The sequence below is a fragment of the Actinoallomurus bryophytorum genome, assembly GCF_006716425.1.
GTDB classification, from domain to species: Bacteria; Actinomycetota; Actinomycetes; order Streptosporangiales; family Streptosporangiaceae; genus Actinoallomurus; species Actinoallomurus bryophytorum.
Map to the genome: position 1 here is coordinate 5405982 of NZ_VFOZ01000001.1, position 24242 is coordinate 5430223.

A 24242-nucleotide genomic window follows, 5' to 3' on the forward strand; every position below is an offset into this window, starting at 1 on the left:
GCCGCGATACGTCCCCTGGACGAGGGCGCGATGAACGCCGCCCGCGAGCATCAGGACCGGCTGACCAAGCCGCGTGGTGCGCTGGGCGTGCTCGAAGGGCTGTCGGTGCGCCTGGCCGGCATCGCGGGCGTCTGCCCGCCGCCGATGCCCGAGCCCGCGGCGGTCGCCGTGTTCGCCGCCGACCACGGGGTGCACGCCCAGGGCGTCACGCCGTGGCCGCAGGAGGTGACCGCGCAGATGGTGCAGAATTTCCTGGCCGGAGGTGCCGTGGTCAACGCCTTCGCCCGCCAGACCGGTGCCGAGGTCCGCGTCATCGACATCGGCGTCAAGGCCGAGCTGCCGCCCGCCGAGGGGCTCATCTCCCACAAGGTCGCGCACGGCACCGCCGACATGACCCTGGAGCCGGCCATGACGCCGGAGCAGGTGCGCCAGGCGGTCGAGGCCGGCATCTCGATCGCTCGCGACCTGGTCGCGGCAGGGCATCGCTGCCTGGTCACCGGCGACATGGGCATCGCCAACACGACCGCCTCCGCCGCCCTCATCGCCGCCTTCACCGGCCGCGCGGCCGAGAGCGTCACCGGCCGCGGCACCGGCATCGACGACGCGACGCACGCCCGCAAGATCGAGGTCGTCGCCACCTCCCTGGCGCGGGCCGGGCTCGATGGCGCCACCGACCCGATGGCCGTACTGGCCGAGGTCGGCGGCCTGGAGCACGCGGCGATCGCCGGCTTCATCCTCGGCGGCGCGGCCGAGCGGGTCCCCGTGATCCTCGACGGCGTCATCGCGGGCGCCGCCGCGCTGGCCGCCGCGGCCCTCGCCCCGGCCGTACGCGACGCCTGCGTCGCAGGCCACCGATCCGCCGAGCCGGGCCACACCGCGGCCCTGGCGCACCTCGAGCTCCGGCCCCTCGTCGATCTCGAACTCCGGCTCGGGGAGGGCACCGGCGCGCTCCTGGCGCTCCCGCTCGTGCAGAGCGCCGTACGCGTGCTGCGCGAGGTCGCCACGTTCGACTCCGCCGGTGTCGCGGACAAGGCTTGACCAGGTCCGAGTACCTTGAAGGCTGAATAGTGGCTGAGGAACCATTGATGGCCGGCAACCGTGCCCGCCCGACCCGGGAGATCCAGATCGTGCCCCCCTACCTGCTCGGCCTGCGCCTCGACGGGCGCCGCGCCATCGTCATCGGCGGTGGACGCGTGGCCCAGCGGCGTGTGCCCGCACTGCTGGCCGCCGGAGCCGAGGTGGTGCTCGTGTCCCCGGAGGTCACGCCGACCCTGGAGGACCTCGCCTCGCGCGGGGAGCTGACCTGGGAGCGGCGGCCGTACCGCGACGGCGACTGCGACGGCGCCTGGCTCGTACAGGCGTGCACCGACGACGGCAAGATCAACGCCGCGGTCGCGGCAGAGGCGGAGGACCGGCGGATCTGGTGCGTGCGCGCCGACGACGCGCAGGCGTCCGCCGCCTGGACCCCGGCCGGCGGACGGGTCGGCGAGACCACGGTCGGCGTACTGGCCGGCGGAGATCCCAGACGCGCCGCGGGCGTACGCGACGCGGTCGTCGACGGCCTGCGCGACGGCACGCTCAACGCCCGCCACTCGCGGCACAAGCCGGTCGGAGTCGCGCTCGTGGGCGGAGGTCCCGGCGACCCCGGCCTGATCACCGTTCGCGGCCGCCGCCTGCTCGCACAGGCCGACGTCGTGGTCACCGACCGCCTCGCCCCGCGTGAGCTGCTGGACGAACTGGCCGGAGACGTCGAGATCATCGACGCGGCCAAGATCCCGTACGGCCGCTCGATGACGCAGGAGCACATCAACGCGGCACTGGTCGAGCACGCTCGCGCGGGCAGGTTCGTCGTACGCCTCAAGGGCGGAGACCCGTTCGTCTTCGGCCGCGGGGCCGAGGAAGTGCTCCACTGCGTCGAGGCGGGGATCCCGGTGACCGTGGTCCCCGGCATCACCAGCGCGATCGCCGTTCCCTCGGCGGCCGGTGTTCCGGTGACCCACCGCGGCGTCGCGCAGGAGTTCCACGTCGTATCCGCGCACGTCGCTCCGGGTGGGGCGGGTTCGACGGTGGATTGGGAGGCGCTGGGCCGTTCCCAGGGCACCCTCATACTCCTGATGGCGGTCGAGCGGATGCATGTGATCGCCGACACCCTCATGCGCTATGGTCGGTCGCCTGACACACCTACCGCGGTTATCCAGGACGGTACGCTGCAGAGCCAGCGCACGCTCATGGCGAGCCTCGCGACTGTGGCGGACGACATGACGGCCAGCGGAGTACGGCCCCCGGCGATCATCGTCGTCGGTGCGGTCGTCCAGGTGGCACGACAGATCGAAATGCTGAGAGCGGATATGGGGCGGACTCCGTGACACCCCCGGCTGATCAGGGCGCCGCCAAGCACAGGGCGGCTTCCCTACCACTTGACGAAGTCCTGGCTGACCTTCGGGACCAGATCGCCTCCTTCCGGTTCGTCTTGGACGCACCGGGCAGCGAGGAGGGGATCCTCACCCAGCAGGACCTCCTGAACCAACTCGACGACTACGTGCTGCCCAGAGTGCGCCGCACGGACTCACCGCTGCTCGTGGTGCTGAGCGGTTCGACCGGCGCGGGCAAGTCCACGCTGGTCAACACGCTCGTCGGCGCACGGGTCAGCGCGACCGGAGTGCTGAGACCGACCACGAGCAGCCCGATCCTGGTCTGCCATCCCGACGACGCCGACTGGTGGCTCGACGAGAGGTTCGTCCTGCCCGGTTTCGGGCGGGTTCCCGGCCCGGCGCCCGACGCCGTGGTCGGCGACCAGCTCGTCATCATGAAGAGCGAAGTGCTGCCCAAGGGCCTCGCGGTGCTCGACAGCCCCGACGTCGACTCGGTCTTCGAGGACCACCATGAGTTCGCGGCCCAGTTCCTGGCCGCCGCGGACGTGTGGATGTGCGTGACGACCGCGGCGCGCTATGCCGACGCCCAGGTCTGGCGCCTGCTCCACCGGGCCAGGGACCACGGCGCCACCCTCGGCATCGTGCTGTCCCGCATCCCGGAGGGCGGCGAGGAGGTCGTCGCGCACTTCGCCGAGATGCTCAAGGAGAACGGCCTCGAGACGGCGGCGCAGTTCACCATCCCCGAGACCAAGGTCTCCGGTGGCATGCTGCCCAAGCAGCTGTCCGAGGAGGTCCACGCCTGGCTGACCGGAATCACCGAGGACGAAGACGTCCGCACCGAGGTGATCAGGTCTACCCTGGGTAGCGTGCTGGACACCTTCCGTACTCGCGTCCCCGAGCTCGCCAAGCGGGTCGAGGAGCAGGTCGCGCTGCGCACCATGCTGCGCGAGGAGGTCGAGGGCGCGTACGCCACGGGCCTGGCCGAGCTCGACGAGGCGACCCGCAACGGTTCGCTGCTGCGCGGTGAGGTCCTCGCACGCTGGCAGGACTTCGCCGGCACCGGCGACCTCGAGCGCGCCCTGCAGGCACGCGGTGGCGTTCAGGCCGGCCACCGCGGAGGCCGCCGCCGCCGCGCGCCGGCCCGCGTACGCGCGCTCAAGGTGGCACTGCGGAGCGGGCTGGAGTCCCTGGTCGTGGCCGCCGCCGAACGCGCCGCCGAGGACGTCGTGAGCCGGTGGCAGAGCCGCCAGGCGGGCGCCGACCTCCTGGAGGGCCGCGCCGACACCCTGGGCCGCGCCTCGGCGGAGCTGTCCCGCCGCACCACACGCGCGGTGAGCGCGTGGCAGGACCACATCATCGAGCTGATCCGTACGGAGGGCGTCACCAAGCGGTCCGTGGCCAAGTTCGTCTCCTATGACGACGAGGCCCTCTCACTGGTGATGATGGTGGGCCTGTTCGGCTTCGGCACGAGTGACGTCGCGGTCGAGGCGGGCACCAGCGCCGTACCCCAGCGTCTGCTCAAGGCGCTGTTCGGCGCCGAATCCTTGCGTAGCATGAGCGCCAAGGCCAGGGCCGACCTACGCGGCCGGGTCGGAATGCTCTACGACGAAGAGGCCATCCGCTTCGGGCAGGCGCTCGACGGGGCCGGAGTGCCCGACGAGACCACACCGGTCCAGCTGTACCAGGCCACATACAATCTCGAGGTCGCCCGGTGACCGAGCCTGTCCACGCTGATCGTTCCCGGGCGCTCCTCCGACACCACGAGGAGCGCGACCGATGACGGCGACGACACCGCCGGTCTCCTCGCTTGAGGCGACCGCCGAGCTTGGCTTGTCCGCATGCCTGGACGTCTTTGACGGCTTGGTGGCCGTGGGTGGCGGCCGGGCGCTCGTTCGACACCTGGGGGAGGGTGACCGATGACGGCGATGACACCGCCGGTCTCCTCGCTTGGGGAGACCGCCGTGCCTGGCCTGTCCGCCCGCCTGGTCGCCTTGGGTGGCGACCGGGCGCTCCTCGGACACCACCAGCCTGCCCTGTCCGTACGCCTGGACGTCCTTGACGGCCTGGTCGCCCTGGGCGACGGCCGAGTCGACCAGGCGCTCCTTCGACACCACGAGGAGCGCGCCCGATGACGGCGACGACACCGCCGATCTCCTCGCTTGAGGAAACCGAGACTCCGCCGAGCCTCGCCGAGCCCGGCCTGTCCGCACGCCTGGACGTCCTCGACCGCCTGGTCGCCCTTGGCGACGGCCGGGTCGATCGGACGCTCATGGACGACGCGGCGGACCTGCTGGCCCGCGCCGGCGAACGCCTGAGGCTGTCCGGCGACCACACGGTGGTCGCCCTGGCGGGCGGCACCGGCAGCGGCAAGTCCTCCCTCTTCAACGCCGTCTGCGGCCTGGAGCTGTCACCCACCGGCATGCGCCGCCCGATGACCAGCTCCGCCCACGCCTGCGTATGGGGCCTCGAAGGCGCCGGCCCGCTCCTCGACTGGCTCGACATCGACTCGCGCCACCGCTACGCCCGGGCCAGCGCCCTGGACGGAGAGGGCCAGGTCGGCTCCCTGCAAGGCCTGGTCCTGCTCGACCTGCCCGACCACGACTCGGTCCGGGCCGCACACCTCGCCGAGGTGGACAAGTACGTCAAGGTCGCCGACCTGATCATCTGGGTGCTCGACCCGCAGAAGTACGCCGACTTCGCCGTCCACCGGCGCTACTTCGAACAGTTGTCCGGCCACACCGGCGTCACCCTGATCGTCCTCAACCAGGTCGACCGCCTCGAGCCCGAAGAGGTCACCGAGTGCGTCAAGGACCTCCGGCGCTTGCTGGAGGCCGAGGGCATGGACGGCCCGACCATCCTGACGACGTCCGCCAAGTCGGGCGCCGGCGTGGAGGGCTTCCGCGAGGTGCTGGCCGACGCGGTTGCCGCCAGGCAGGCTCGCCTGGAGCGACTGGTCGCCGACATCGACCGCCTGGTACGCCGCTTCGAGGACCAGTACGGCGCCACCGAGCCCCCGTCGACGGTCGACGACCGCCGCACGGCCGCCCTGGTCGAGGCCCTGGCCGACGCGGCCGGCGTCCCGGCCGTGGCCGAGTCGATGGAGAGCGCCTACTCGCTGCGCGCCCTGGACTACGTGGGCTGGCCGGTCGGCCGCCTGATCGCCCGCCTGCATTCCGACCCCTTGCGCCGCATGCGCCTGGGCGAACTCCGAGCCGAGCTCCGAGCCGCGTTCACGACCCCGGTCAACGCCCAGCAGGCCCACGTGGACAACGCGCTGCAGGAGGTGACGGAGGGCGTGGTGAGCGACCTGCCCCCGTCATGGCAGCGCTCGGTCCGCGACGCCGGCCGCTCGAAGGCCGACGAACTACCGGAGGCCCTGGGCGACTCACTCCGGTCGGTCGTCCCCGGCTTCAACCAGATCCCGGCCTGGTGGTGGGTCGTACGGGCGTGGCAGTACCTGCTGATCGCGGCCTCCGCCCTGGGCGTGATCTGGCTGTTCGCCATCCTGGGATACGGCGTCCTCAAACTGGCCGACGCACCGCTGGACATCATCGGCGACCCGTCGGTGGCGGCCTACGTCGGCCTGCTGTTGGTATGCACACTGGGCTTGGGCGCCTTCACAGGTTCGGCCGCCCGCAACATGATCGCCCTGTCGTCGGTCCGCCACAGCGAACGCCTCGAAGAGCGGATGCGAGAAGGCATCACCACCTCGGCCCAGACCTTGGTCATCGCCCCGGTGGAGCGCGAACTGGCGGTGTACAAGAGCTTCCGCGAGGAGGTCGGCACCGCCATCAGCGCCCTGATGTAGTCCCCTCCTGTTCGTGCGCGGCGTTGGCGCGGGCATCCGCGCCGACGCCCTGCCGCCGATAGCGGCGCTGCGACGCCGGCCCACGCCGAGGAGTGTGCGCCGGTGTTGTCGCTCTCGGGGTTTTCGTCTGCGGGCGGTTTCGCGGCGTCGATGACCTACCGATGCTGGGGCGTTGCTGCACGGCGCTGCGCGTGCGCTGGTGTTGTCGCTCTCTCTGTTTGTGGGCACCGGTTTCCGTTCCTCGTTCCTGGCGTCCGTTCCCGTGCTCCGGCTTCCGGTCCCCGCTATCCCGCCTCCGGTCCCGTTATCCCGCTCAAGGCCCCCGGTCACCCCCGCTATCCGCCTGCCCGCAGCGAGGCGCTCCTACGTGCAGGACCAAGATCTCCGCATCTTGGGGCTGCGCTTCGCTCCGGCTAAGTGACACCAGCCGACCATCGGCCACGCAGAGATCAATTCAGGAACCGAGGGACTGGCCGCCCAGCAGTAGACGCCCTGGTCAGACCCCTCGACCGACTATGGCGCGGCACAGAGTGGGCTCGCCCATCGGGTACGTCAGTCCGGACAGCCGCAAGCGGAGATGTCTCCGGTAGTGCTACAGTCGCAGTAGCGGAGGCCCTTCTCCGCTTCCCCCATCATCGAGCGACGACGGGATTTCCATGCCCTCCACCGGTATCCCCTCTCCCGAGAACACGGCCACCGGCGCCCCGCGCCCCGGCGGCCCTGGTCTGCTGGCCGGCCGTACCGTCTCCCGCATCGGCTACGGGGCGATGCAGCTGCGTCTGCACGGTGACCGAGCCGAGGCGGTGGCAATCCTGCGACGGGCGGTCGAGCTGGGCATCGACCACATCGACACGGCCCACTTCTACGGCGACGGTTACGTCAACGGCCTCATCCGTGAGGCGATCCGCCCCGAGGACGGAGTCCTCGTAGCCAGCAAGGTCGGCGCCACCCCGAACCCTGGCGGGCCCGCCCCGCTCCGTATCGCGCAGCGGCCCGAGGAGCTACGGGCGAGCGTCGAGGACAACCTCACGAGCCTAGGTCTCGAGCAGATCCCGCTGGTGAACCTCCGCCGCGCGGACGACGGGCCCGGTCCCCAGGCCGAGGGTGAGCAGGTGGTCGATCTCGACGACCAGCTAGCGGTCATGGTCGCGATGCGCGACGAGGGCAAGATCGGCGCGATCGGGCTAAGCAGCGTGACCCTGGACAGGTTGCGCCGCGGTATCCCGGCGGGCATCGCCTGCGTGCAGAACGCCTACAGCCTCGTGGCACGCGACGACGAGGACATGCTTGACCTCTGCGTCGCCGAGAACATCGCCTGGGTCCCGTACTTCCCTCTCGGCAGCGCCCTCCCCGGCCTGCCGAAGGTGACCGACGAGCCGGCCGTCGTAGCCGCCGCGCAGTCTTTGGGCAGGACCCCCGCGCAGGTCGGCCTCGCCTGGCTGCTCCACCACGCCCCGAACGTCCTCCTCATTCCGGGCACCACCAACGCCGAACACCTTCAAGCGAACGCCGCCGCAGGCGCGATCGTGCTCGACGACGCAACGCAAGCCACGCTGGATGCCGTCCCTACGCGATCGAGGGACATCGCACTCGGCTAGCTGACACGCGGTCGCCTACCGCGCAACGACGCGACGCGAGCCGCGCTGGTTGCCGTCCCTACGCGATCGAGGGACAACGTACTCGGCTAGCTGACACGCGGTCGCCTACCGCGCAACCTGTGAGAGTTCCGCCCGTACCCGGTACCGCCCAGAGACTGGATTCGGGCGCTCTACTGAATTCGAACGAGTCCGTCGCAGGCTGAGAATCGCCCGGCGCGGGTCAGCGGTCGAGCCCACGCGCACGCATCCGCACGGCCGAGCGGCGCGCTCGCCCACTCGGCCTCTTCGCGTCCCGGCCCGCCGACGTCGAAGAACCGCAGATCACGCTCCTGGGTCATGCTCGCCCCGCCGCTCCGCCGCTCCGCCGCTCCGCCGCTCCGCCGCTCCGCCGCTCCGCCGCTCCGCCGCTCCGCCGCTCCGCCGCTCCGCCGCTCCGCCGCTCCGCCGCTCCGCCGCTCCGCCGCTCCGCCGCTCCGCCGCTCCGCCGCTCCGCCGCTCCGCCGCTCCGCCGCTCCGCCGCTCCGCCGCTCCGCCGCTCCGCCGCTCCGCCGCTCCGCCGCTCCGCCGCTCCGCCGCTCCGCCGCTCCGCCGCTCCGCCGCTCCGCCGCTCCGCCGCTCCGCCGCTCCGCCGCTCCGCCGCTCCGCCGCTCCGCCGCTCCGCCGCTCCGCCGCTCCGCCGCTCCGCCGCTCCGCCGCTCCGCCGCTCCGCCGCTCCGCCGCTCCGCCGCTCCGCCGCTCCGCCGCTCCGCCGCTCCGCCGCTCCGCCGCTCCGCCGCTCCGCCGCTCCGCCGCTCCGCCGCTCCGCCGCTCCGCCGCTCCGCCGCTCCGCCGCTCCGCCGCTCCGCCGCTCCGCCGCTCCGCCGCTCCGCCGCTCCGCCGCTCCGCCGCTCCGCCGCTCCGCCGCTCCGCCGCTCCGCCGCTCCGCCGCTCCGCCGCTCCGCCGCTCCGCCGCTCCGCCGCTCCGCCGCTCCGCCGCTCCGCCGCTCCGCCGCTCCGCCGCTCCGCCGCTCCGCCGCTCCGCCGCTCCGCCGCTCCGCCGCTCCGCCGCTCCGCCGCTCCGCCGCTCCGCCGCTCCGCCGCTCCGCCGCTCCGCCGCTCCGCCGCTCCGCCGCTCCGCCGCTCCGCCGCTCCGCCGCTCCGCCGCTCCGCCGCTCCGCCGCTCCGCCGCTCCGCCGCCCGGCTGACCCGCCGGTCCTGTGCACTTCCCGCTGTCTGGCGCCTCGCAGAATCCAGCCCAGGCAAGGGCGAAAATCCGCAGTGCGCGCGCCACCAGCAGCCGCCCCCAATCGGTCACACGGAGTTATCCACAGATGACACAGGGGTCTGGCAGCAAGCACCCGTCATCGGTCACGGTGTTTCTCACATCGGCGGCACCGGGCCGCCCCGCACAGATCGGGAGATTATTCGTGAACGACGCAATCGTCACTGTGGTCGGCTTCGTCGCCCAAGACCCCCGCTTCGAGATCCTCGCGAGTGGCACGTCGCTCATGTCGTTGCGGATCGGCAGCACTCCTCGTCGCTACGACCGGGAGATCGGTCAGTGGCGCGACGAGGACCCCATGTTCCTGACGGTCAGCTGCTGGCGCACGCTCGCCGACAACCTGCAGGGGTGTGAGCTGCAACGTGGCGATCCCGTCATCGTGACCGGCAAGCTCCGCATCCGCGAATACAGCAAGGACGGGCAGCCGCGGTTCTCAGCCCAGATCGAGGCCACGACGGTGGGCCACGACCTGAGCCGGGGTATCGCCCGGTTCCAGAGGTCGCAGCGGTCCGCAAGCATGCCGGAGGACCGGCGCCTGGCCGATGATCTCGCCGACCGCTGGCTGGAGGAGGACATGTCCGAAGATCTCGTCGCGGGGATCACGACTCAGACCGGAGACGCCGCCGACGAACTCGATGACACGGACGAAAACGGAGAGGCAGGCCCATTCCGTGCGGTCGCCTAACCGCCCGACGGGGGCTCGAACACGCCGCAAAACCCCAATGACCCAGAAAGCCAAGAACCGCCGTGTACGCCCACCTCGTCCCCCGGGTACGCCGATCAGAGTCGAGACACGCCGAAAAGGTCGGAAGTGCCGGAAATGCCATGCCATCGACGCACTCCGCCCTCCCTCCAAGCGATCGAGGTCCTCCGCCCATACGATCTGGTTTCGGCATCAGACATCGGCCACGCGACCAGCAGGCACCGACCGCGCGGACGGCGCCATCCGATCGAGCGAACGGATTCGTGAGGTCACACTCATCGCACAGACACGTAGGAGGGGAGCGATGAACAACCACGTCCATCCAGGCGTCTCTTGGGCACGAAAGGCAACCTGACGCTGCCGCCCGGAGTCGTTATCACGGTAGGCCGGTCTAGCCCGAGGTACCCGGGCCAAGGCCCGGCCACTGCCCGGCACCGCAGGAGGTAGCGACCACGGCGCAACAATCACAGAGCACGACCACAGAGCAACGACCTGACCTGCACATAGGCCCGTTACTCAACTCGCGGATCGTGCTCACATGGTGAGTCGTGATCACAGCACGCAGATACGACCACGGTGCGAGCGCCCTTGCGCGGCGAGACCAACCCTGCGGGTAACGATCACCTCGCGAATCGCCGGTCACGCCGGACGCGGCGGTCACCCCGCGCGTTGCGACTAGCTGGGGATTGCAGTCACCTAGAGAGTTGCGACCCAAGCTGGGGGCTGTGATGACGCGGTGGGGCTGCGGACGCGGTGATCTGCGGGTTGCCCTCACGGTGCCGGCTGTACTACCCAGCGGCTGCGGGTCCTGCGGTGGGTCGCTGTCACCCCGCAGGTCTCACGCGCAGGCCGTGGGCTACGCCGCAGTGGATTCCCACCCTGCTGTACTCACCCGGACGGCTGCGCGTCCCGCGGCGGTCGCTGTCACCCCGTAGGTCTCACGTGCAGGCCGTGGCCACGCCGCAGTGGGTCTCCCACCAGGCTGCGCCATACGCCGGGCCTCCGCATCCTTGGGAGGTCCGGGCGGTCCTGGTGAGCAGAACGCTGTTCGCCTTGCTATGCGCAGGGGGTGTCGTTCACGGGTACGGCGCCTCCTGCGCCGGCACCAGCAGGGTGGTGTGGCGTGGCGTATCCGTTGTCGTGGCAGCTAGTAGTAGCTCGGCCCAGATGGACGACCAGCGGGTCGGGCGGACGGCAGGGCTTCGGGCCCTGTCAGCGTCAGATCCAGGAGACTCCGCGCATCCTGATTCCCTTTCCGGAAATGGTGCATCCCACCCGGCGCCAGACCGGACGGGTTACGGGGGCACTCAGGAGGGCGATGAGCGCCTGCGGGCCTGAGCGTACGCCCTTCATCCCTCGGGCGTCCTAAGAAGGTACAGCTTTTCCTGCCCACTCCGCACACATTGCAACTATCCTATTACTGAACGTGATTCGATGATGGGTGAGCGCGGGCCGCCCTCCGCCAAAGGGCTGCCCTGCCGTGCGGCTCCGGCCCGATCCGTTGGGGGAATGATGACGGCACTGCATCAGTCGGCCGCCGAGGACCGGGGCGATCTGACTCGTAAGCCACAACGCTGGCCTCTGCTCACCCAGCCCACCCCGACGATCGCGTACGTCGTCGTTGTCGTCGGCCTGCACTTCATCCTGATCGGCGCCCTGGCCTCCCATACGGTGTGGCGGACCCCGGCCCTGCTGACGTTCGGCGCGCTGATGGCGGCCGGGGCCATCTGCATCGAGGCGTCGCGACGGCTCGGCATGCCCGCCGGTATCGGGCGTGACCTGTTGTCCGCCTGGTGGTTGCCGGTGGCGTTGCTCCTGCCCCCCGTGTACGCCCTGCTGATCCCGATCCCGATGCAGGCGCTTCTGCAACTGCGTGTCCGCCGGACTTTGCTGCACCGGCGAGCGCTCGTCTCGGCCGCACACGGTCTTGCCGGGGCCGCCGCCTCGGCCACCTTCCACCTCGTCGTGTCCGACCCGCTACGAGGGAACGCGCAGTGGCTCACCGATCTGGACGCCATCATTCCGGCGATGATCGGCTGCGCCGTGCTGTTCACGCTGATCAACACGGCGATCGTGGCCGTGGCCGCGCACAGCTCCGCGCCAGGGTGCCGTTGGCATGAGCACATGCGCAACCGAGAGCACCTGGTTCTCGATGTCGTCGAGCTCTGCCTCGGCGTGCTCGTCACCATCGCCTGCGCGCTCACCCCCCTATTGATCCTCGTCGCCCTTCCGCCGGTGATGCTGCTCCAACGCAGCCTGATGCACCAGCAACTCCAGGCCGCGGCCCGTACCGACGCCAAGACCGGCCTGCTCAACGCTGCGGCCTGGCAACGCGAGGCCGACACCGAGATCGCCCGCGCCAACCGCACCGGCGAGTCACTGGCACTCCTTCTGATCGACATCGACCACTTCAAGCGTGTCAATGACGCTCACGGGCACCTGGCCGGCGACCAGGTCCTGATCGGCGTGGCCGGCACCTTGGTCAGCCAACTGCGCGAGTACGACGTCATCGGCCGATTCGGCGGCGAGGAGTTCGTCGTCCTCCTACCCGGCGCCGACATCCTCGAGGGCTGCCGCGTGGCCGAACGCCTCCGCAACCGCGTACGGCGACTGTCCGTCCCCGCCGACGACGAGTCGGTCACCGTCACGGTGTCGGTCGGCGTCGCCCTGTTCCGCACCCACGGCCAGGATCTACTCGAACTCCTCGCCTCCGCCGACCTCGCCCTCTACCGCGCCAAGAAATCCGGCCGTGACCGGATCTGCCTCCCCGCTACCCAGAAGGCCTGACCCCCACGAACGCCCAACGGACGGCGGACGCTTTCGCATGACCGGCAACCGCCGCCCTCGACGTGCCAGGCGTGGTACCGCGGCTTGCGGGGCGGCAAGGCGGTGTGCCCCACGTGGCTGTGCTGGGGCCGGTGTCGTCGGCGCGGGTGGGTTCGCCGGTCGCGGGACCGTCCGCTGCGGGCTCGGTTCTCGGCATGGACACTTCGGCCTTCTGCACCGGTTGGCGTATGGGATAGCACGCGGGTTAGCGCGGCCTGTGGGGTAGCACGATTCGCAGGGTGGCGCGGTTTGCGAAGGCCGGGGCGTGGAGGTGGCGAGATCGCGGGGCCGAAGTGGCGGTGTCCAGAAGGCCGCAGTTTGTGGGGTGGCCTCACGGGTAGCGCGGCCCGCGAGGTGGCGCGCTTTGTGCGGTGCTGATTTTGAGGCGAGTTGGCGCGGCCTGTGGGGTAGCGCGGCCTACGAGGCGGCGCGATCTGTAGCCAGCACGGCTTGTGGCGTGGCCTACCGAGTGCCGAGTGCGCAAAGGACATGCGGCCGCGGCCGATCATTCACCCCCCCCGCGACCTCGCGGCCTGATTTCTCGTGCGCGGCATTCTCGTGCGTGATGGCTCTCGTGTGTGAGCGTCTCGTCGCGATGCCGTAGTGCGTGACGTCTCGCGATCTCCCTCGTACGTGACCGGCCCTCGTGCGTGGCGGCTCCGATACGTGACCGGCGTTCCCGGCGGTCTAGCGGTTCGCCGCCGGTGTAGAGCCGAGCGCCGTCGATCCAAACCGAGGCACCGCCACCCACCAGCCCCACCCCCGAAAGAGAGCTGCCCCCGGCGCGAGAGGCGGGTTGACGACACCCGGCTGGCCGGTTGTGGAACGCGGGCGGGACAACCGCCCAGGCCGGTAAGTGCACCATCTCGGAGGCCATAGGCTTGTGGACATGCCGGAGTACATCTACACGATGCAGCGTGTGCGCAAAGCGCACGGTGACAAGGTCATTCTCGACGATGTCACCCTCAGCTTCCTGCCCGGAGCAAAGATCGGTGTCGTCGGACCGAACGGCACGGGTAAGTCGACCCTGCTGAAGATGATGGCCGGCCTCGAGCAGGTCTCCAACGGCGATGCGAAGCTCATGCCCGGGTTCACCGTCGGCATGTTGCAGCAGGAGCCGCCGCTCAACGAGGACAAGACCGTCCTGGGCAACGTCGAAGAAGGCGTCGCCGAGACGAAGGCGATGCTGGACAGGTTCAACGAGATCGCCGAGAAGATGGCGACCGACTACTCCGACGAGCTGCTCGACGAGATGGGCAAGCTCCAGGAGCAGCTCGACCACCGCAACGCGTGGGACCTCGACAGTCAGCTCGAGCAGGCCATGGACGCCCTCCGCTGCCCGCCGCCCGAGGCGACCGTCACCCAGCTCTCCGGCGGTGAGCGCCGCCGCGTGGCGCTGTGCAAGCTCCTCCTGCAGGCGCCCGACCTGCTTCTCCTCGACGAGCCCACCAACCACCTCGACGCCGAGAGCGTGCAGTGGCTGGAGCAGTTCCTCGAAAAGTACGAGGGCACCGTCCTCGCCGTCACCCACGATCGCTACTTCCTCGACCGGGTGGCGGGCTGGATCCTCGAGCTCGACCGTGGCCGCTGCCACCCGTACGAAGGCAACTACTCCACCTACCTGGAGAAGAAGGCCGAGCGGCTGAAGGTCGAGGGGCAGAAGGACGTCAAGAAGAAGAAGCGCCTTGAGGACGAGCTGGAGTGGGTGCGCTCCAACCCCAAGGCGCGTCAGACCAAGAGCCGGGCCCGTCTGCAGCGGTACGAGGAGATGGCGGCCGAGGCGGCCAAGTACCGCAAGCTCGACTTCGAGGAGATCCAGATCCCGCCGGGGCCCCGTCTGGGCACCACGGTGATCGTCGCGGACCACCTCACGAAGGGCTTCGACGACCGGCTGCTGATGGAGAAGCTCTCGTTCACCCTTCCGCCCAACGGCATCGTCGGCGTCATCGGGCCCAACGGCGTCGGTAAGACGACCCTGTTCCGGATGATCGTCGGGCAGGCCGGTGCGGGTGCGCCTCCCGGGGTGGCGGACGACGGTGAAGAGCCGGACGACGGCGTGCTCAAGGTCGGCGAGACGGTCCAGCTCTCGTACGTCGACCAGGGCCGCGGCGGCATCGACCCCAAGAAGAACGTCTGGCAGGTCGTCTCCGACGGCCTCGACCACATCAAGGTCGGCCAGGTCGAGATGCCGAGCCGCGCGTACGTCGCCGCGTTCGGGTTCAAGGGCCCGGACCAGCAGAAGCCCGCGGGCGTACTCTCCGGCGGTGAGCGCAACCGGCTCAACCTCGCCCTCACCCTCAAGCAGGGCGGCAACGTCCTGCTCCTCGACGAGCCCACCAACGACCTCGACGTCGAGACGCTCGGGTCGCTGGAGAACGCCCTGCTGGAGTTCCCGGGCTGTGCCGTGATCACCTCCCACGACCGGTGGTTCCTCGACCGCATCGCCACGCACATCCTGGCGTGGGAAGAGGGCTCGACCTGGTTCTGGTACGAGGGCAACTTCGCCGACTACGAGAAGAACAAGATCGAGCGCCTGGGCGCCGAGGCGGCCCGCCCGCACCGCGTCACGTACCGCAAGCTCACCCGCTGACCCGTACGGGCAGTGGCCGCACCGACGCCCGGCGCGACCACTGCCCCAAACGGCCCAGCCCGACCACTGCGCCAAGCGGCCCAGCCCGGTCACTGTCCCAAGCGGCCCAGCCCGGTCACTGCCCCAAGCGGCCCATGCCCGGCCGGCGACCGGCCTCACAGGCTCCGGTCAACAGGTCGGCCCCCGGCAGAGGCCAGGACAGGGAAGCAGCGCCACGCCCGGCGCTGAGCGACGGCACCCGCCGTCCCCCGGACGCCGAGGGACCGGAAGACTGGGCGCGACCGGTACGCCTCATGAGACAGGTGACAAATGGTTCAGCCAGCCCTCGGCGCCGACCGGCTCGGCGAGAGTCGTCGGCATGTCCACGAATTCCACGTGCGCTTCGGCGATATCGACGTCCTCGGGCACGTGAACAACTGCCGCTACCTGACCTACCTGGAAGACGCGCGGATCGCGATGTTCCGCCTGGACCCCCAGCGTGAGGGACGCGAGCCGCTGCACGGTCTCGTCGTGGCCCGCCACGAGATCGACTACCGCCGGCCGCTGCTGTTCGGGCCCGACCTCGTACGCGTGGAGACCTGGGTGACCGAACTGCGCGCCGGGTCCTTCTCCGTGGCGTACGAGGTCCGGGACGACGAGCACGTCTACGTACGTGCCTCCTCGGTCATCGTCGCGTACGACCTCGAGAAGACCCGCGCCCGGAGGTTCAGGGACGACGAGCTCGCCTTCCTGCGCGAATACCAGTAGAACCTGACTCGCTGTCAGTTAGACCGGCGACAGTTCTGTAACGAACCCTCGCGGAAGATCCCTTTTTAGCACTCAATACCCGTAATGTCGCGCCTGCCATTGGCGCGACACAAAGGGGTGAGAATGCGTAAGGTCTCACGAGGGGTGCTGGCCGTGCTGCTCGCGGCGGGCCTCAGCGGCGTCTCGGGTACCGCGCACGCGGCGCCGAGCCGGGCCGATGAGGACGTGGCGGCCAGGCTGAAGGCGATTCCCGGCATGACCGTGGAGGAGAAGACTTCCACCCTGACGGGCTACCGCTGGTTCTGGCTGAACTACCGCCAGCCGGTCGACCACCGGAACCCGAGCAAGGGCTGGTTCGAGCAGCGCGTCCTGCTCGAGCACAAGTCCGACGACCGGCCCATGGTCCTCTACACGAGCGGCTACAACACGCCCGAGACGATGTTCCTGTCCGAGCCGACCGGGCTCGTGGACGGCAACCAGATCTCCGTGGAGTACCGCTACTTCACGCCGTCGATCCCGCAGCCGACGGTGTGGAGCAAGGACAACATCTGGCAGGCGGCCACCGACGAGCACGATCTCATCAAGGCGCTCAAGACGATCTACCACGGCAAGTGGATCTCCACCGGGGCGAGCAAGGGCGGTATGACCGCCACGTACCACAAGCGCTTCTACCCGGGTGACGTCGACGGCACGGTGGCCTACGTCGCGCCGAACGATGTGAACAACAAGGACGACAGCGCGTACGACAAGTTCTTCAAGACGGTCGGCACCGACCCGAAGTGCCGCGCCGACCTGCAGAACCTCCAGCGCGAGATGCTCAAGCGCCGCCCCGAGATGGAGGCGCGGATGACCGCCGCCGCCCAGGAGGCCGGCTACACCTGGAAGATCATCAAGTCCGTCGACCAGGCCTTCGAGAACTCGGTGATGGACTTCGAGTGGGCGTTCTGGCAGTACCACCTGCAGTCGGAGTGCCCGGGAGTCCCGCCCACCACGGCCTCCACGGATGAGATCTACAACTTCTTCGACGAGATCTCCGGCGCGCTGACCTACACCGACCAGGGCCTCGAGCCCTACATCCCGTACTACTACCAGGCGGGCACCCAGCTCGGCTGGCCGTCACCGCAGTTCAAGTACCTGCACCCGCTGCTGCGCTGGGAGAGCACCTACCAGCCGCGGACGTACGTGCCGAGCGACATCCCGATGAAGTTCGACCCGAAGGCCATGTCCGATGTCGACCACTGGGTACGCACCAGCGCGACGCACATGGCGTTCATCTACGGTCAGAACGACCCGTGGGGTGCCGAGGCGTTCCGTGTCGGTCCGGGCGCACGTGACTCGAAGGTCTATGTGTCACCGGGCCAGAACCACAGCTCCCACCTGATCGCGACCCTTCCGGCCGCGCAGAAGGCGGAGGTCACGGCCGACCTGCTCCGTTGGGCCGGCGTGAAGGCGACTCCTCAGCAGCAGGCCAGGTCGCTGGTCGGCCCCCAGGTCACCGAGGACCCCGTACTGGCTCAGCACCCGCGCCTGTAACCGCGTCAAAGCGACGGAAGGCCCTCGCCGGCAAGCGCGGCGAGGGCCTTCTTCGTGCCCAAGAGATGTCCCAATATATGAGACGTTAGTATCACATCATGAGCAGGCGGTGGTTGATCCTCATTGTCGGGCTGTTCGCGATGATCGCCGGATGCGCGTACCAGTACGGTCTGCCCTATCTGATCCCGGCGCTCCGGGCGGACAACGGCCTGTCGCTCCGTGAGGCGGCGATCGTGATCTCCTGCCCGGTCGCCGGGCTCCTGGTCGCCCTGACCCTGTGGGGCATCGCCGCCGACCGCTGGGGCGAACGGATCATCCTGTGCACCGGCCTGTCCATCGCCGGGCTCGCCCTGCTCGCCGCGACGAGGACGTCGGGCACCGCACAACTCGGCGCCTGCTTCTTCGTCGCCGGAGCCGGGGGCGCCTCCATCCACGCCGCCAGCGGGCGGCTGATCCTCGGCTGGTTCGCGGCACATGAGCGCGGGCTGGCGATGGGCGTACGCCAGACCGGGCAACCGCTCGGAGTCGGCCTCGCCGCACTCACGCTGCCACCGCTCGCCGAGCGCGCCGGCCTCGACGGCGGCCTGTACCTGCTGGCCGGCTGCTGCCTGGGTGCCGCGCTGCTCGTGGGCCTGCTCGTACGCGACCCGGAACGCGCCGGGACCGGCCAGGAGCACCGCGCCGGATCCCCGTACCGCACGCCGGTCCTGTGGCGTATCCACGCGGCCAGCGCGCTGCTGGTGGTGCCGCAGTTCGCGGTCTCGGCCTTCGCCCTCGTCTACCTCGTCGACGCACGCGGCTGGGACGCCGCGACCGCGGGCCGGGTCCTGGCGGTGACGCAGGTCGGCGGCGCGGTCGCTCGGCTGGCCGTCGGCCACTGGTCGGACCGCGCGGGGAGCCGCGTACGGCCGATGCGTACGCTCGCCCTCACCATCGGGCTCGTCATGGCCGTCCTCGCCGCCGGAGCACTGTCGGGCCGCGGGCTCGCGACGGTGGCGCTGCTCGCCGCGGCGGTCATCACGGTGACCACGAACGGGCTCGCCTTCACCGCCGTGGCGGAGTACGCCGGGCGCTCCTGGGCCGGACGCGCGCTGGGCATCCAGAACACCGGGCAGAACCTCCTGGCCGCCGCGACCCCGCCGGCGCTCGGCGCGCTCGTCACCGGGGCGACGTACGGCACCGCGTTCGCCGCGGTCGTGGTGTTTCCCCTGGCCGCCGCCGCGTTGATCCCCGCGCACCTCGGCACCGGGCACCCGGACGAGGTCAGCCCATCTGATTGATCATGCTTCGCGCGGCCATGACGAGGTAGTCCCACAGCATCTTGTCCAACTGCTCCGAAAGCCCGAGCTCGTCGACCGCGGTACGCATGTGGGTCAGCCACGCGTCATGCTCGCGTTCGCCGATCGCGAACGGCGCGTGCCGCATCCGCAGCCGCGGGTGGCCGCGATTTTCGCTGTACGTGCGCGGCCCACCCCAGTACTGGATGAGGAAGAGCCGCAGCCGCTCCTCGGCGGGCCCGAGATCCTCTTCGGGGTAGAGAGGGCGGAGCACCGGGTCGGCCGCGACGCCCTCGTAGAAGGTGTGGACGAGCCGGCGGAAGGTGGGCTCGCCGCCGACCGCCTCGAAGAACGTGACTTCTTGTGCCATGGCGTGGTCCACCCTATGCGGCGGACGTGTCCTCCTTGAAAGTGGCCACGTTGACGCCCGCGGCGTCGAATGCCTTCTTGACGCGTTCACGCAGCTCACGCGCCGTGTCGGCCTGCCGGCCGGGAGCCGTCTTGCAGACGACGCGTACGACGATCGCCTCACCCGAGAGCGCCTGTACGCCCCATACGGTCGGGTCCTCGATGATGACCTCGTCCCAGGGCGGATCGACGGCCATCCGGCCGGCGGTCTCGGACAGGATCGTCCGCACCTTGTCGAGGTCGGCGTCGTACTCCACGGGCACGTCGAGCACCACGCGGGCCCAGTTCTGAGACTCGTTGCCGACCCGCTTGATCTCACCGTTCGGGACGTACCAGACCACGCCGTTGACATCGCGCACCCGGGTCGTGCGCAGCGTCACCGCCTCGACCGTCCCTTTCGCCTCGCCCAGGTTGACCACGTCGCCCACGCCGTACTGGTCCTCCAGCAGCATGAAGATGCCGGTGAGGAAGTCCTTGACGACGCTCTGCGCGCCGAAGGCGACCGCGACACCGATGATGCTCGCGCTGGCGAGGAACGGTGTGAGGTCCAGGCCGATGTAGCCGAGCACGGTGATGGAGGCGGTGCCGAGGATGATGATCGAGGCGATGCTGCGCAGCACCGACCCCATCGTCTCGGCGCGCTGCCTGCGGCGTTCGCTGACCAGGACGGGACTGCCGTCGAAGATCGTCCGCGTACGCTCGCGGATGCGCTCGGACATCGTGCCCTCGGCCATCCGCAGGGTGATGCGGGTGATCGTCCGGTTGACGACGCGGCGCAGCAGCAGCGCGATGGCGACGCAGAGAATGATCTTCAGCGCGAGGGTGATCGGACTTTCGCCGTCCAGCCATTCGCTGTAGGTGCGGGTGACGCCGCCGTTGTGGCTGAAGTTCCAGGTCAGCTTGCATCCCATGCTGACCGGGACCTGGCAGTAGTCCACCGCCTTCCCTTTGTCCGCCATGAATGGGAGGACAGAGGCAACAGTGGAGAACGCGAGCACAGAGAAAACCCTCCCCGACGGCCCCGCCCACGAGGCCGCGTAGCCGGTAAGCCAGACACCGATGGTAGGCGAACGGTGAGACGGCGGCGTCCATATCGGGTGTGCGCTCCGCCACCATGATCATGTCTTGGACGGGAGCAGATGGGGTGAATGACCTGGTCAGGCGGTCGGCGGCGAGCGGGACGTGGTGGCCACGCTCAGCGGACGATCCGACCCGCCGGCCCCACGGCGCCTGCCCGGGGGGCGTCCTTCGGAACCCCGATGCCGGGATCCCCGGCGGAGGTCCTGACCAGCCGTCGTCGCGTAGGCCGCGTGGCTGACGAATCCGGTTCTCGGCGAGGCGCCGGGCAGCGGAACCTCGGACATGCCTCTTGCGGCGCCGGCCGGGCCGGCGATCGTACGAGGGCCCCGCGGGACCGGTCAGTCCGCGCCACCGGTCGCGGTCCCGCGGGACGCTCACCCCCTGGAACCTGTTCCATGAGCCCGCCGCCCACTGCGCGGCGCCCAGTCGCGCCGCCCCCGTCGCCGGCCGGACAGGCCGGCTCCGCGCGAAGTGACGCCGCTGGGTACGGACAGGCTCGTGAGACAGGCGCTAGTCGCGGTGCGCCTCCAGGACGCGTGCCACCTTGACGGCCGCACCGCATGGATCATCGACGGCGTGCATCGGCTCACCCCAGGACCACCAGAAGTACCAGGGGGGTTGATCGGTGCCGCCGGGCGCGGGCGCGCACATGACGTTCTCCGAAAGGCTCGCCGCCTCCGGGTTGACGACCCTGCAGAAGGCCGGTCCAGAACGGGAACGGACCACCCTTGCGACCAGACCGCGCTCGCATAACTCGCGAACGAGGCCTTCGAGGTATCCAACCCGGCGTTCATCCGGCATCTCGGATGACTCCCCTTTCACGCTTCGGACGCGATCGACTACGCGCTGCGAGAATCGCAAGGCCGTGGGGCATGGTCAAGAGCATCCCGAAGGCACGCGGACCACAATCGCCCGACGCGGGAGGAGGTTTCTCATTCGGCGCATGAGGAACCTCTGCTCCGGTGGGTGCCGGGAAGTTAATCTCGTGGTGTTTCCGGGCAATCTGGTTGGCGTACGGCGACACCAGGGTTACGCTGCGTACGCAAGTGTCTCCCCTGAGCCATAATCGCAGCGCCGGTCGGCTCCTTCCCCCCTGAGGAGGCCGGAAATGCCAGACGTCGCGGATACCGAGCCGCCACGTAAAGAAGCGGATCTCGCCCGGTCCATCCGAGCTCGCGGGCTGGCCCTCGGACACGCACCACCACAGATCGCCAGGGCCATCCACGACGGATGCGCGCCGATCCACGGCACGAGCCGGATCAAGGCACATCGTCTCGCGCACGGCATCGCGCTCTCCGACGTCGTCGCGCAGGTCAGAGCGTTATACGAGCTGGACGGACGGCCAAGGCCCAAGCTCGGCGAGACCCTGCTGTCCGCGTACGAGAGCGGCTACAAGCGGCCCGGCCCGGCCTACCTCCATGACCTTTGCCGGGTCTACCGCGTCGAGCCGACCGACCTCGGATTACCGGGGCCCTGTGTCTGCGGACGCTCCCACTCTCCGCCTTCGGACGGCGCCCTCGGCGTCCAGTCCTCCCGCGAGCCCGACATCGTGCTCAGGCCCGGGTCCTTGATGATCGACAACGATCCGATACGACAACCGTTCTCCGCACCGCACATCTCCGGGGTCCAGTACCGCGCCGAGGACTCCCGTGGCGGACGCGGGGAGGAGGAGGAGACAGTGCTTCGGCGAACCCTTCTGCAACTTCTGGCCGGGGCGGGCGTGGCGCTCGATGGCCAGATCCTGGGCGCGGTGGACGGCGTCCGCCGCAAGATGGACGACACGCTGGTCAACGCCTCGGTCTCGCCGACCATGCTCGACCAGTGGGAGGAGACCGCGCTCGGGTACGGCAAGCAGTACACCTCGACACCGCCGCTCCGCCTGATGTGCGACGTGCTGCTCGACTTCAGCGAGGTACGCCGCATGTGCGAGCAGCGACAACCGATCGAGCTGCAAGAACGCCTGTGCCGGCTGGCCGCCCAGCTCTCCGGGCTCGCCGGCGCCATCATGATCAACCTCGGCGACCACCGCCTGTCCCGCTCCTTCTTCCGTACGGCACGCACCGCCGCCGACGAGACCGGCGACCGCGGCCTGAGGTCGTGGGTGAGCGTGCGGGAGGCGCTCGTGCCGATGTACTACGGCGACCCGCGCGAGTCCCTGCACCTGGCCCGGCGCGCACAGGACCTCGCCGGCCGTACGCCCAGCGCCGCCGCCGCGATGGCCCCGATCGTGGAGGCCCGCGCCCTCGGCATGCTGGTCAAGCGCGGCCGCGGAGACGCCGCCGGCAGCGCCAAACGGGCGATCGCCCGGGGCCAGGCGGTCTTCGGCCAGCTCGGCAGGGACCAGGTGGCCGACACGGCGTTCGGCTACACCGAGCGGCAGCTCGCCTTCCACATCGGGGACACCTACACCAACCTGGGCGACCACACCCACGCCGAGGAGTCACTGCGCCGCGCCCTGACGCTCTACCCGGCCAGTGCCGAGCTCGACCGCACCCTCATCTGGCTGAACCGCGCCTCGTGCCGGCTGCAGAAGGGCGAACCCGAAGAGGCCCTGCGCGCCGCACAGGACAGCGTGCTCGCCCTGTCGCCCGGCCAGTTCACCGACATCATCGCCCAGCGCGCCCGCCAGCTCGTCGGCGCCGCCGTCGCACAGTACGGCGAGATCAACGCGGCCAAGGAGTTCCGCGAGGTCCTGGCCACACCGGCGAGGGTCGTCTCCTCCGACGAGAAGCAGACCTGACCCCGTGGCCCGCGTGCTCGGCGCCGCCGCCGCTCCCCAGCGGCGGCGCAAGAACCCGCCGCTCTGGACCTTCTCCGCTCTGCGCATCCGCAGATACGTCTCCGAGGACCACGCACCGGTGTTCGCCCTCCACCAGGAATGCCTGGCCCAGGTCGGCCTGCGCCCAGGCGACGGCGTGTACTACGACGACGACTTCGCCCGGGTGGAGGAGATCTATCTCCACGCGGGCGGCGAGTTCCTGGTAGGCGAGGTCCAGGGCACCGTCGCCGCGATCGGCGGCCTCCGGCGCGTGGACCCCGGCACCGCCGAGATGGTGCGCCTGCGAGTCCGCCCTGACCAGCAGGGCCAGGGGTACGGCGCCGCCATCGTCACCGTGCTGGAAGAACGCGCGATCGAACTCGGCTACCGAACCCTCCAGGCCGACACGACGGTGAAACAGCCGGTGGCGCTGGAGCTGTACCGCTCCTCGGACTGGCAGGAGATCAACCGCAAGGTCACCGGCACCACCGTCACCGTCTACTTCGAAAAACACCTCACCGGCTGACCGGGAACAGCGCTCCGAGCCACCCCGGGGGGCCTGGTGACGCCGCCCCGCCCGAGAGGGCGGAGGCGTGAGGGCGTGATGGTCTGAGCGGGTGGTGTTCTAAGCGGGTGGTGTTCTGATGGGCCGCCTCGCGTGAGGGACCGCCTGTCTGTGGGGATGGTCTGAGCAGATGGTGATTGAAAGGCCCCCGCCAGAGAGGGCAGTGGTCCGAGGTGGTGGTGATCTGGGCGGGTGGTGGTCTTGCCAGTGCTGCCACGGCTCCGAGTGTTGGCCAGTGATACGCGCGGTACTGGAGTTCCCGGCGCTGGAGCCTTCCCGGCTTCCCGCCCGTCTGGAGCCTTCCCGCCCGTCTGGAGCCCTCCCGCCCGTCTGGAGCCCTCCCGCCCGGGGGGTGCCATCCCACTTTCATTGTCCAGCGGGATCAGCGGTGGGTGGAAGTAGAGCGGGGTTCTGTGGATAACGTCGTGTTGGCGCCGTCTAGGCGGCGCCACACGGCATCGGCATGGACGGCTCCGTCAGCGGGCCGGGCGACGTGGGCCCGGCCTAGGGGTCAGCCGCAGCAGCCGCCGCCGCAGCAGCCGCCTCCGCTCTGGGGCGGGGCCGCCGCGCCGCCTGTCATGGCGACCGTGGACAGCAGTTTCACCGTGTCGTCGTGACCGTCCGGGCAGGTGGCGGGGGAGGACGACTCGCTCATCGGGCGGCTGAGTTCGAACGTCGAACCGCACGCTCGGCAGCGGAAGTCATAACGTGGCACC

The 24242-nt window shown here is 70.1% G+C and carries 18 protein-coding genes and 1 pseudogene; 14 read left to right on the forward strand and 5 right to left on the reverse strand.

Going from position 1 to position 24242, the window contains the following annotated elements:
• Positions 1–45: 45 nt before the first annotated feature.
• From cobT to FB559_RS25435, 6 genes and pseudogenes are all read left to right on the forward strand, one after another.
• Positions 46–1038: pseudogene (cobT, locus tag FB559_RS46480) on the forward strand (nicotinate-nucleotide--dimethylbenzimidazole phosphoribosyltransferase); the annotation flags it as partial.
• Between the two features lie 47 nt (positions 1039–1085).
• On the forward strand, positions 1086–2366 hold the full coding sequence (gene cobA, locus FB559_RS25415; protein ID WP_141958301.1) for a uroporphyrinogen-III C-methyltransferase: 1281 nt from the start codon (positions 1086–1088) through the stop codon (positions 2364–2366).
• Positions 2367–2470: 104 nt separating this feature from the next.
• Positions 2471–4087: a GTPase family protein gene (locus tag FB559_RS25420; RefSeq protein WP_246122028.1), complete on the forward strand. Its 1617-nt coding sequence runs from the start codon at positions 2471–2473 to the stop codon at positions 4085–4087.
• 201 nt (positions 4088–4288) lie between these two features.
• Positions 4289–4504, forward strand: a complete 216-nt coding sequence (locus FB559_RS25425) for a hypothetical protein (protein WP_141958305.1) — start codon at positions 4289–4291, stop codon at positions 4502–4504.
• The gene (locus FB559_RS25430; RefSeq protein WP_246122030.1) at positions 4501–6180 is read left to right on the forward strand and encodes a YfjP family GTPase; all 1680 of its coding nucleotides are present in this window, start codon (positions 4501–4503) and stop codon (positions 6178–6180) included. Before FB559_RS25425 ends, FB559_RS25430 begins: the two co-directional genes overlap by 4 nt.
• Positions 6181–6836: 656 nt before the next feature.
• On the forward strand, positions 6837–7778 hold the full coding sequence (locus FB559_RS25435) for an aldo/keto reductase (RefSeq protein ID WP_141958308.1): 942 nt from the start codon (positions 6837–6839) through the stop codon (positions 7776–7778).
• A 170-nt stretch (positions 7779–7948) separates the two neighbouring features.
• Here FB559_RS25435 and FB559_RS25440 read toward each other — a convergent pair whose 3' ends face one another.
• Positions 7949–8980, reverse strand: coding sequence for a hypothetical protein (locus tag FB559_RS25440; protein WP_185792394.1), 1032 nt, complete (start codon positions 8978–8980; stop codon positions 7949–7951).
• Between the two features lie 204 nt (positions 8981–9184).
• Here FB559_RS25440 and FB559_RS25445 point away from each other — a divergent pair, with 204 nt between their 5' ends.
• The 6 genes from FB559_RS25445 (at position 9185) to FB559_RS25470 (ending at position 18718) form a co-directional block, all read left to right on the forward strand.
• A complete protein-coding gene (locus FB559_RS25445; RefSeq protein WP_185792395.1) occupies positions 9185–9724 on the forward strand; it encodes a single-stranded DNA-binding protein in 540 nt (179 codons plus the stop codon).
• Positions 9725–11254: 1530 nt separating this feature from the next.
• On the forward strand, positions 11255–12529 hold the full coding sequence (locus tag FB559_RS25450) for a GGDEF domain-containing protein (RefSeq protein WP_141958314.1): 1275 nt from the start codon (positions 11255–11257) through the stop codon (positions 12527–12529).
• 928 nt (positions 12530–13457) lie between these two features.
• Entirely contained in the window at positions 13458–15158 is a 1701-nt protein-coding gene (gene ettA / locus FB559_RS25455) for an energy-dependent translational throttle protein EttA (RefSeq protein WP_141958316.1), read from the forward strand.
• A gap of 309 nt (positions 15159–15467) precedes the next feature.
• Complete coding sequence (locus FB559_RS25460) at positions 15468–15905, forward strand: acyl-CoA thioesterase (RefSeq protein WP_141958318.1); 438 nt, start codon at positions 15468–15470, stop codon at positions 15903–15905.
• A 123-nt stretch (positions 15906–16028) separates the two neighbouring features.
• Positions 16029–17438: a S28 family serine protease gene (locus FB559_RS25465; protein ID WP_141958320.1), complete on the forward strand. Its 1410-nt coding sequence runs from the start codon at positions 16029–16031 to the stop codon at positions 17436–17438.
• A 98-nt stretch (positions 17439–17536) separates the two neighbouring features.
• Positions 17537–18718: an MFS transporter gene (locus FB559_RS25470; RefSeq protein WP_141958322.1), complete on the forward strand. Its 1182-nt coding sequence runs from the start codon at positions 17537–17539 to the stop codon at positions 18716–18718.
• On the opposite strand, the gene FB559_RS25475 is transcribed toward FB559_RS25470, so the two are convergent.
• From FB559_RS25475 to FB559_RS45760, 3 genes are all read right to left on the reverse strand, one after another.
• The gene (locus FB559_RS25475) at positions 18702–19085 is read right to left on the reverse strand and encodes a globin (protein WP_141958324.1); all 384 of its coding nucleotides are present in this window, start codon (positions 19083–19085) and stop codon (positions 18702–18704) included. The two genes, FB559_RS25470 and FB559_RS25475, sit on opposite strands and share 17 nt — an antisense overlap.
• 13 nt (positions 19086–19098) lie before the next feature.
• Positions 19099–20082 carry a mechanosensitive ion channel family protein gene (locus FB559_RS25480; protein WP_141958326.1) on the reverse strand — a complete coding sequence of 328 codons (984 nt, stop codon included), beginning with the start codon at positions 20080–20082 and terminating at the stop codon, positions 19099–19101.
• A 631-nt stretch (positions 20083–20713) separates the two neighbouring features.
• On the reverse strand, positions 20714–20854 hold the full coding sequence (locus tag FB559_RS45760) for a hypothetical protein (protein WP_246122032.1): 141 nt from the start codon (positions 20852–20854) through the stop codon (positions 20714–20716).
• Positions 20855–21311: 457 nt separating this feature from the next.
• Here FB559_RS45760 and FB559_RS25490 point away from each other — a divergent pair, with 457 nt between their 5' ends.
• Positions 21312–22943, forward strand: coding sequence for an NsdA family TPR-like regulatory protein (locus FB559_RS25490; protein ID WP_141958329.1), 1632 nt, complete (start codon positions 21312–21314; stop codon positions 22941–22943).
• 4 nt (positions 22944–22947) lie between these two features.
• Entirely contained in the window at positions 22948–23487 is a 540-nt protein-coding gene (locus tag FB559_RS25495; protein ID WP_246122040.1) for a GNAT family N-acetyltransferase, read from the forward strand.
• A gap of 550 nt (positions 23488–24037) precedes the next feature.
• Here the strand turns inward: FB559_RS25495 and FB559_RS25500 are convergent.
• The gene (locus FB559_RS25500) at positions 24038–24241 is read right to left on the reverse strand and encodes an FmdB family zinc ribbon protein (protein ID WP_141958331.1); all 204 of its coding nucleotides are present in this window, start codon (positions 24239–24241) and stop codon (positions 24038–24040) included.
• Between the last annotated feature and the right edge of the window lies 1 nt (position 24242).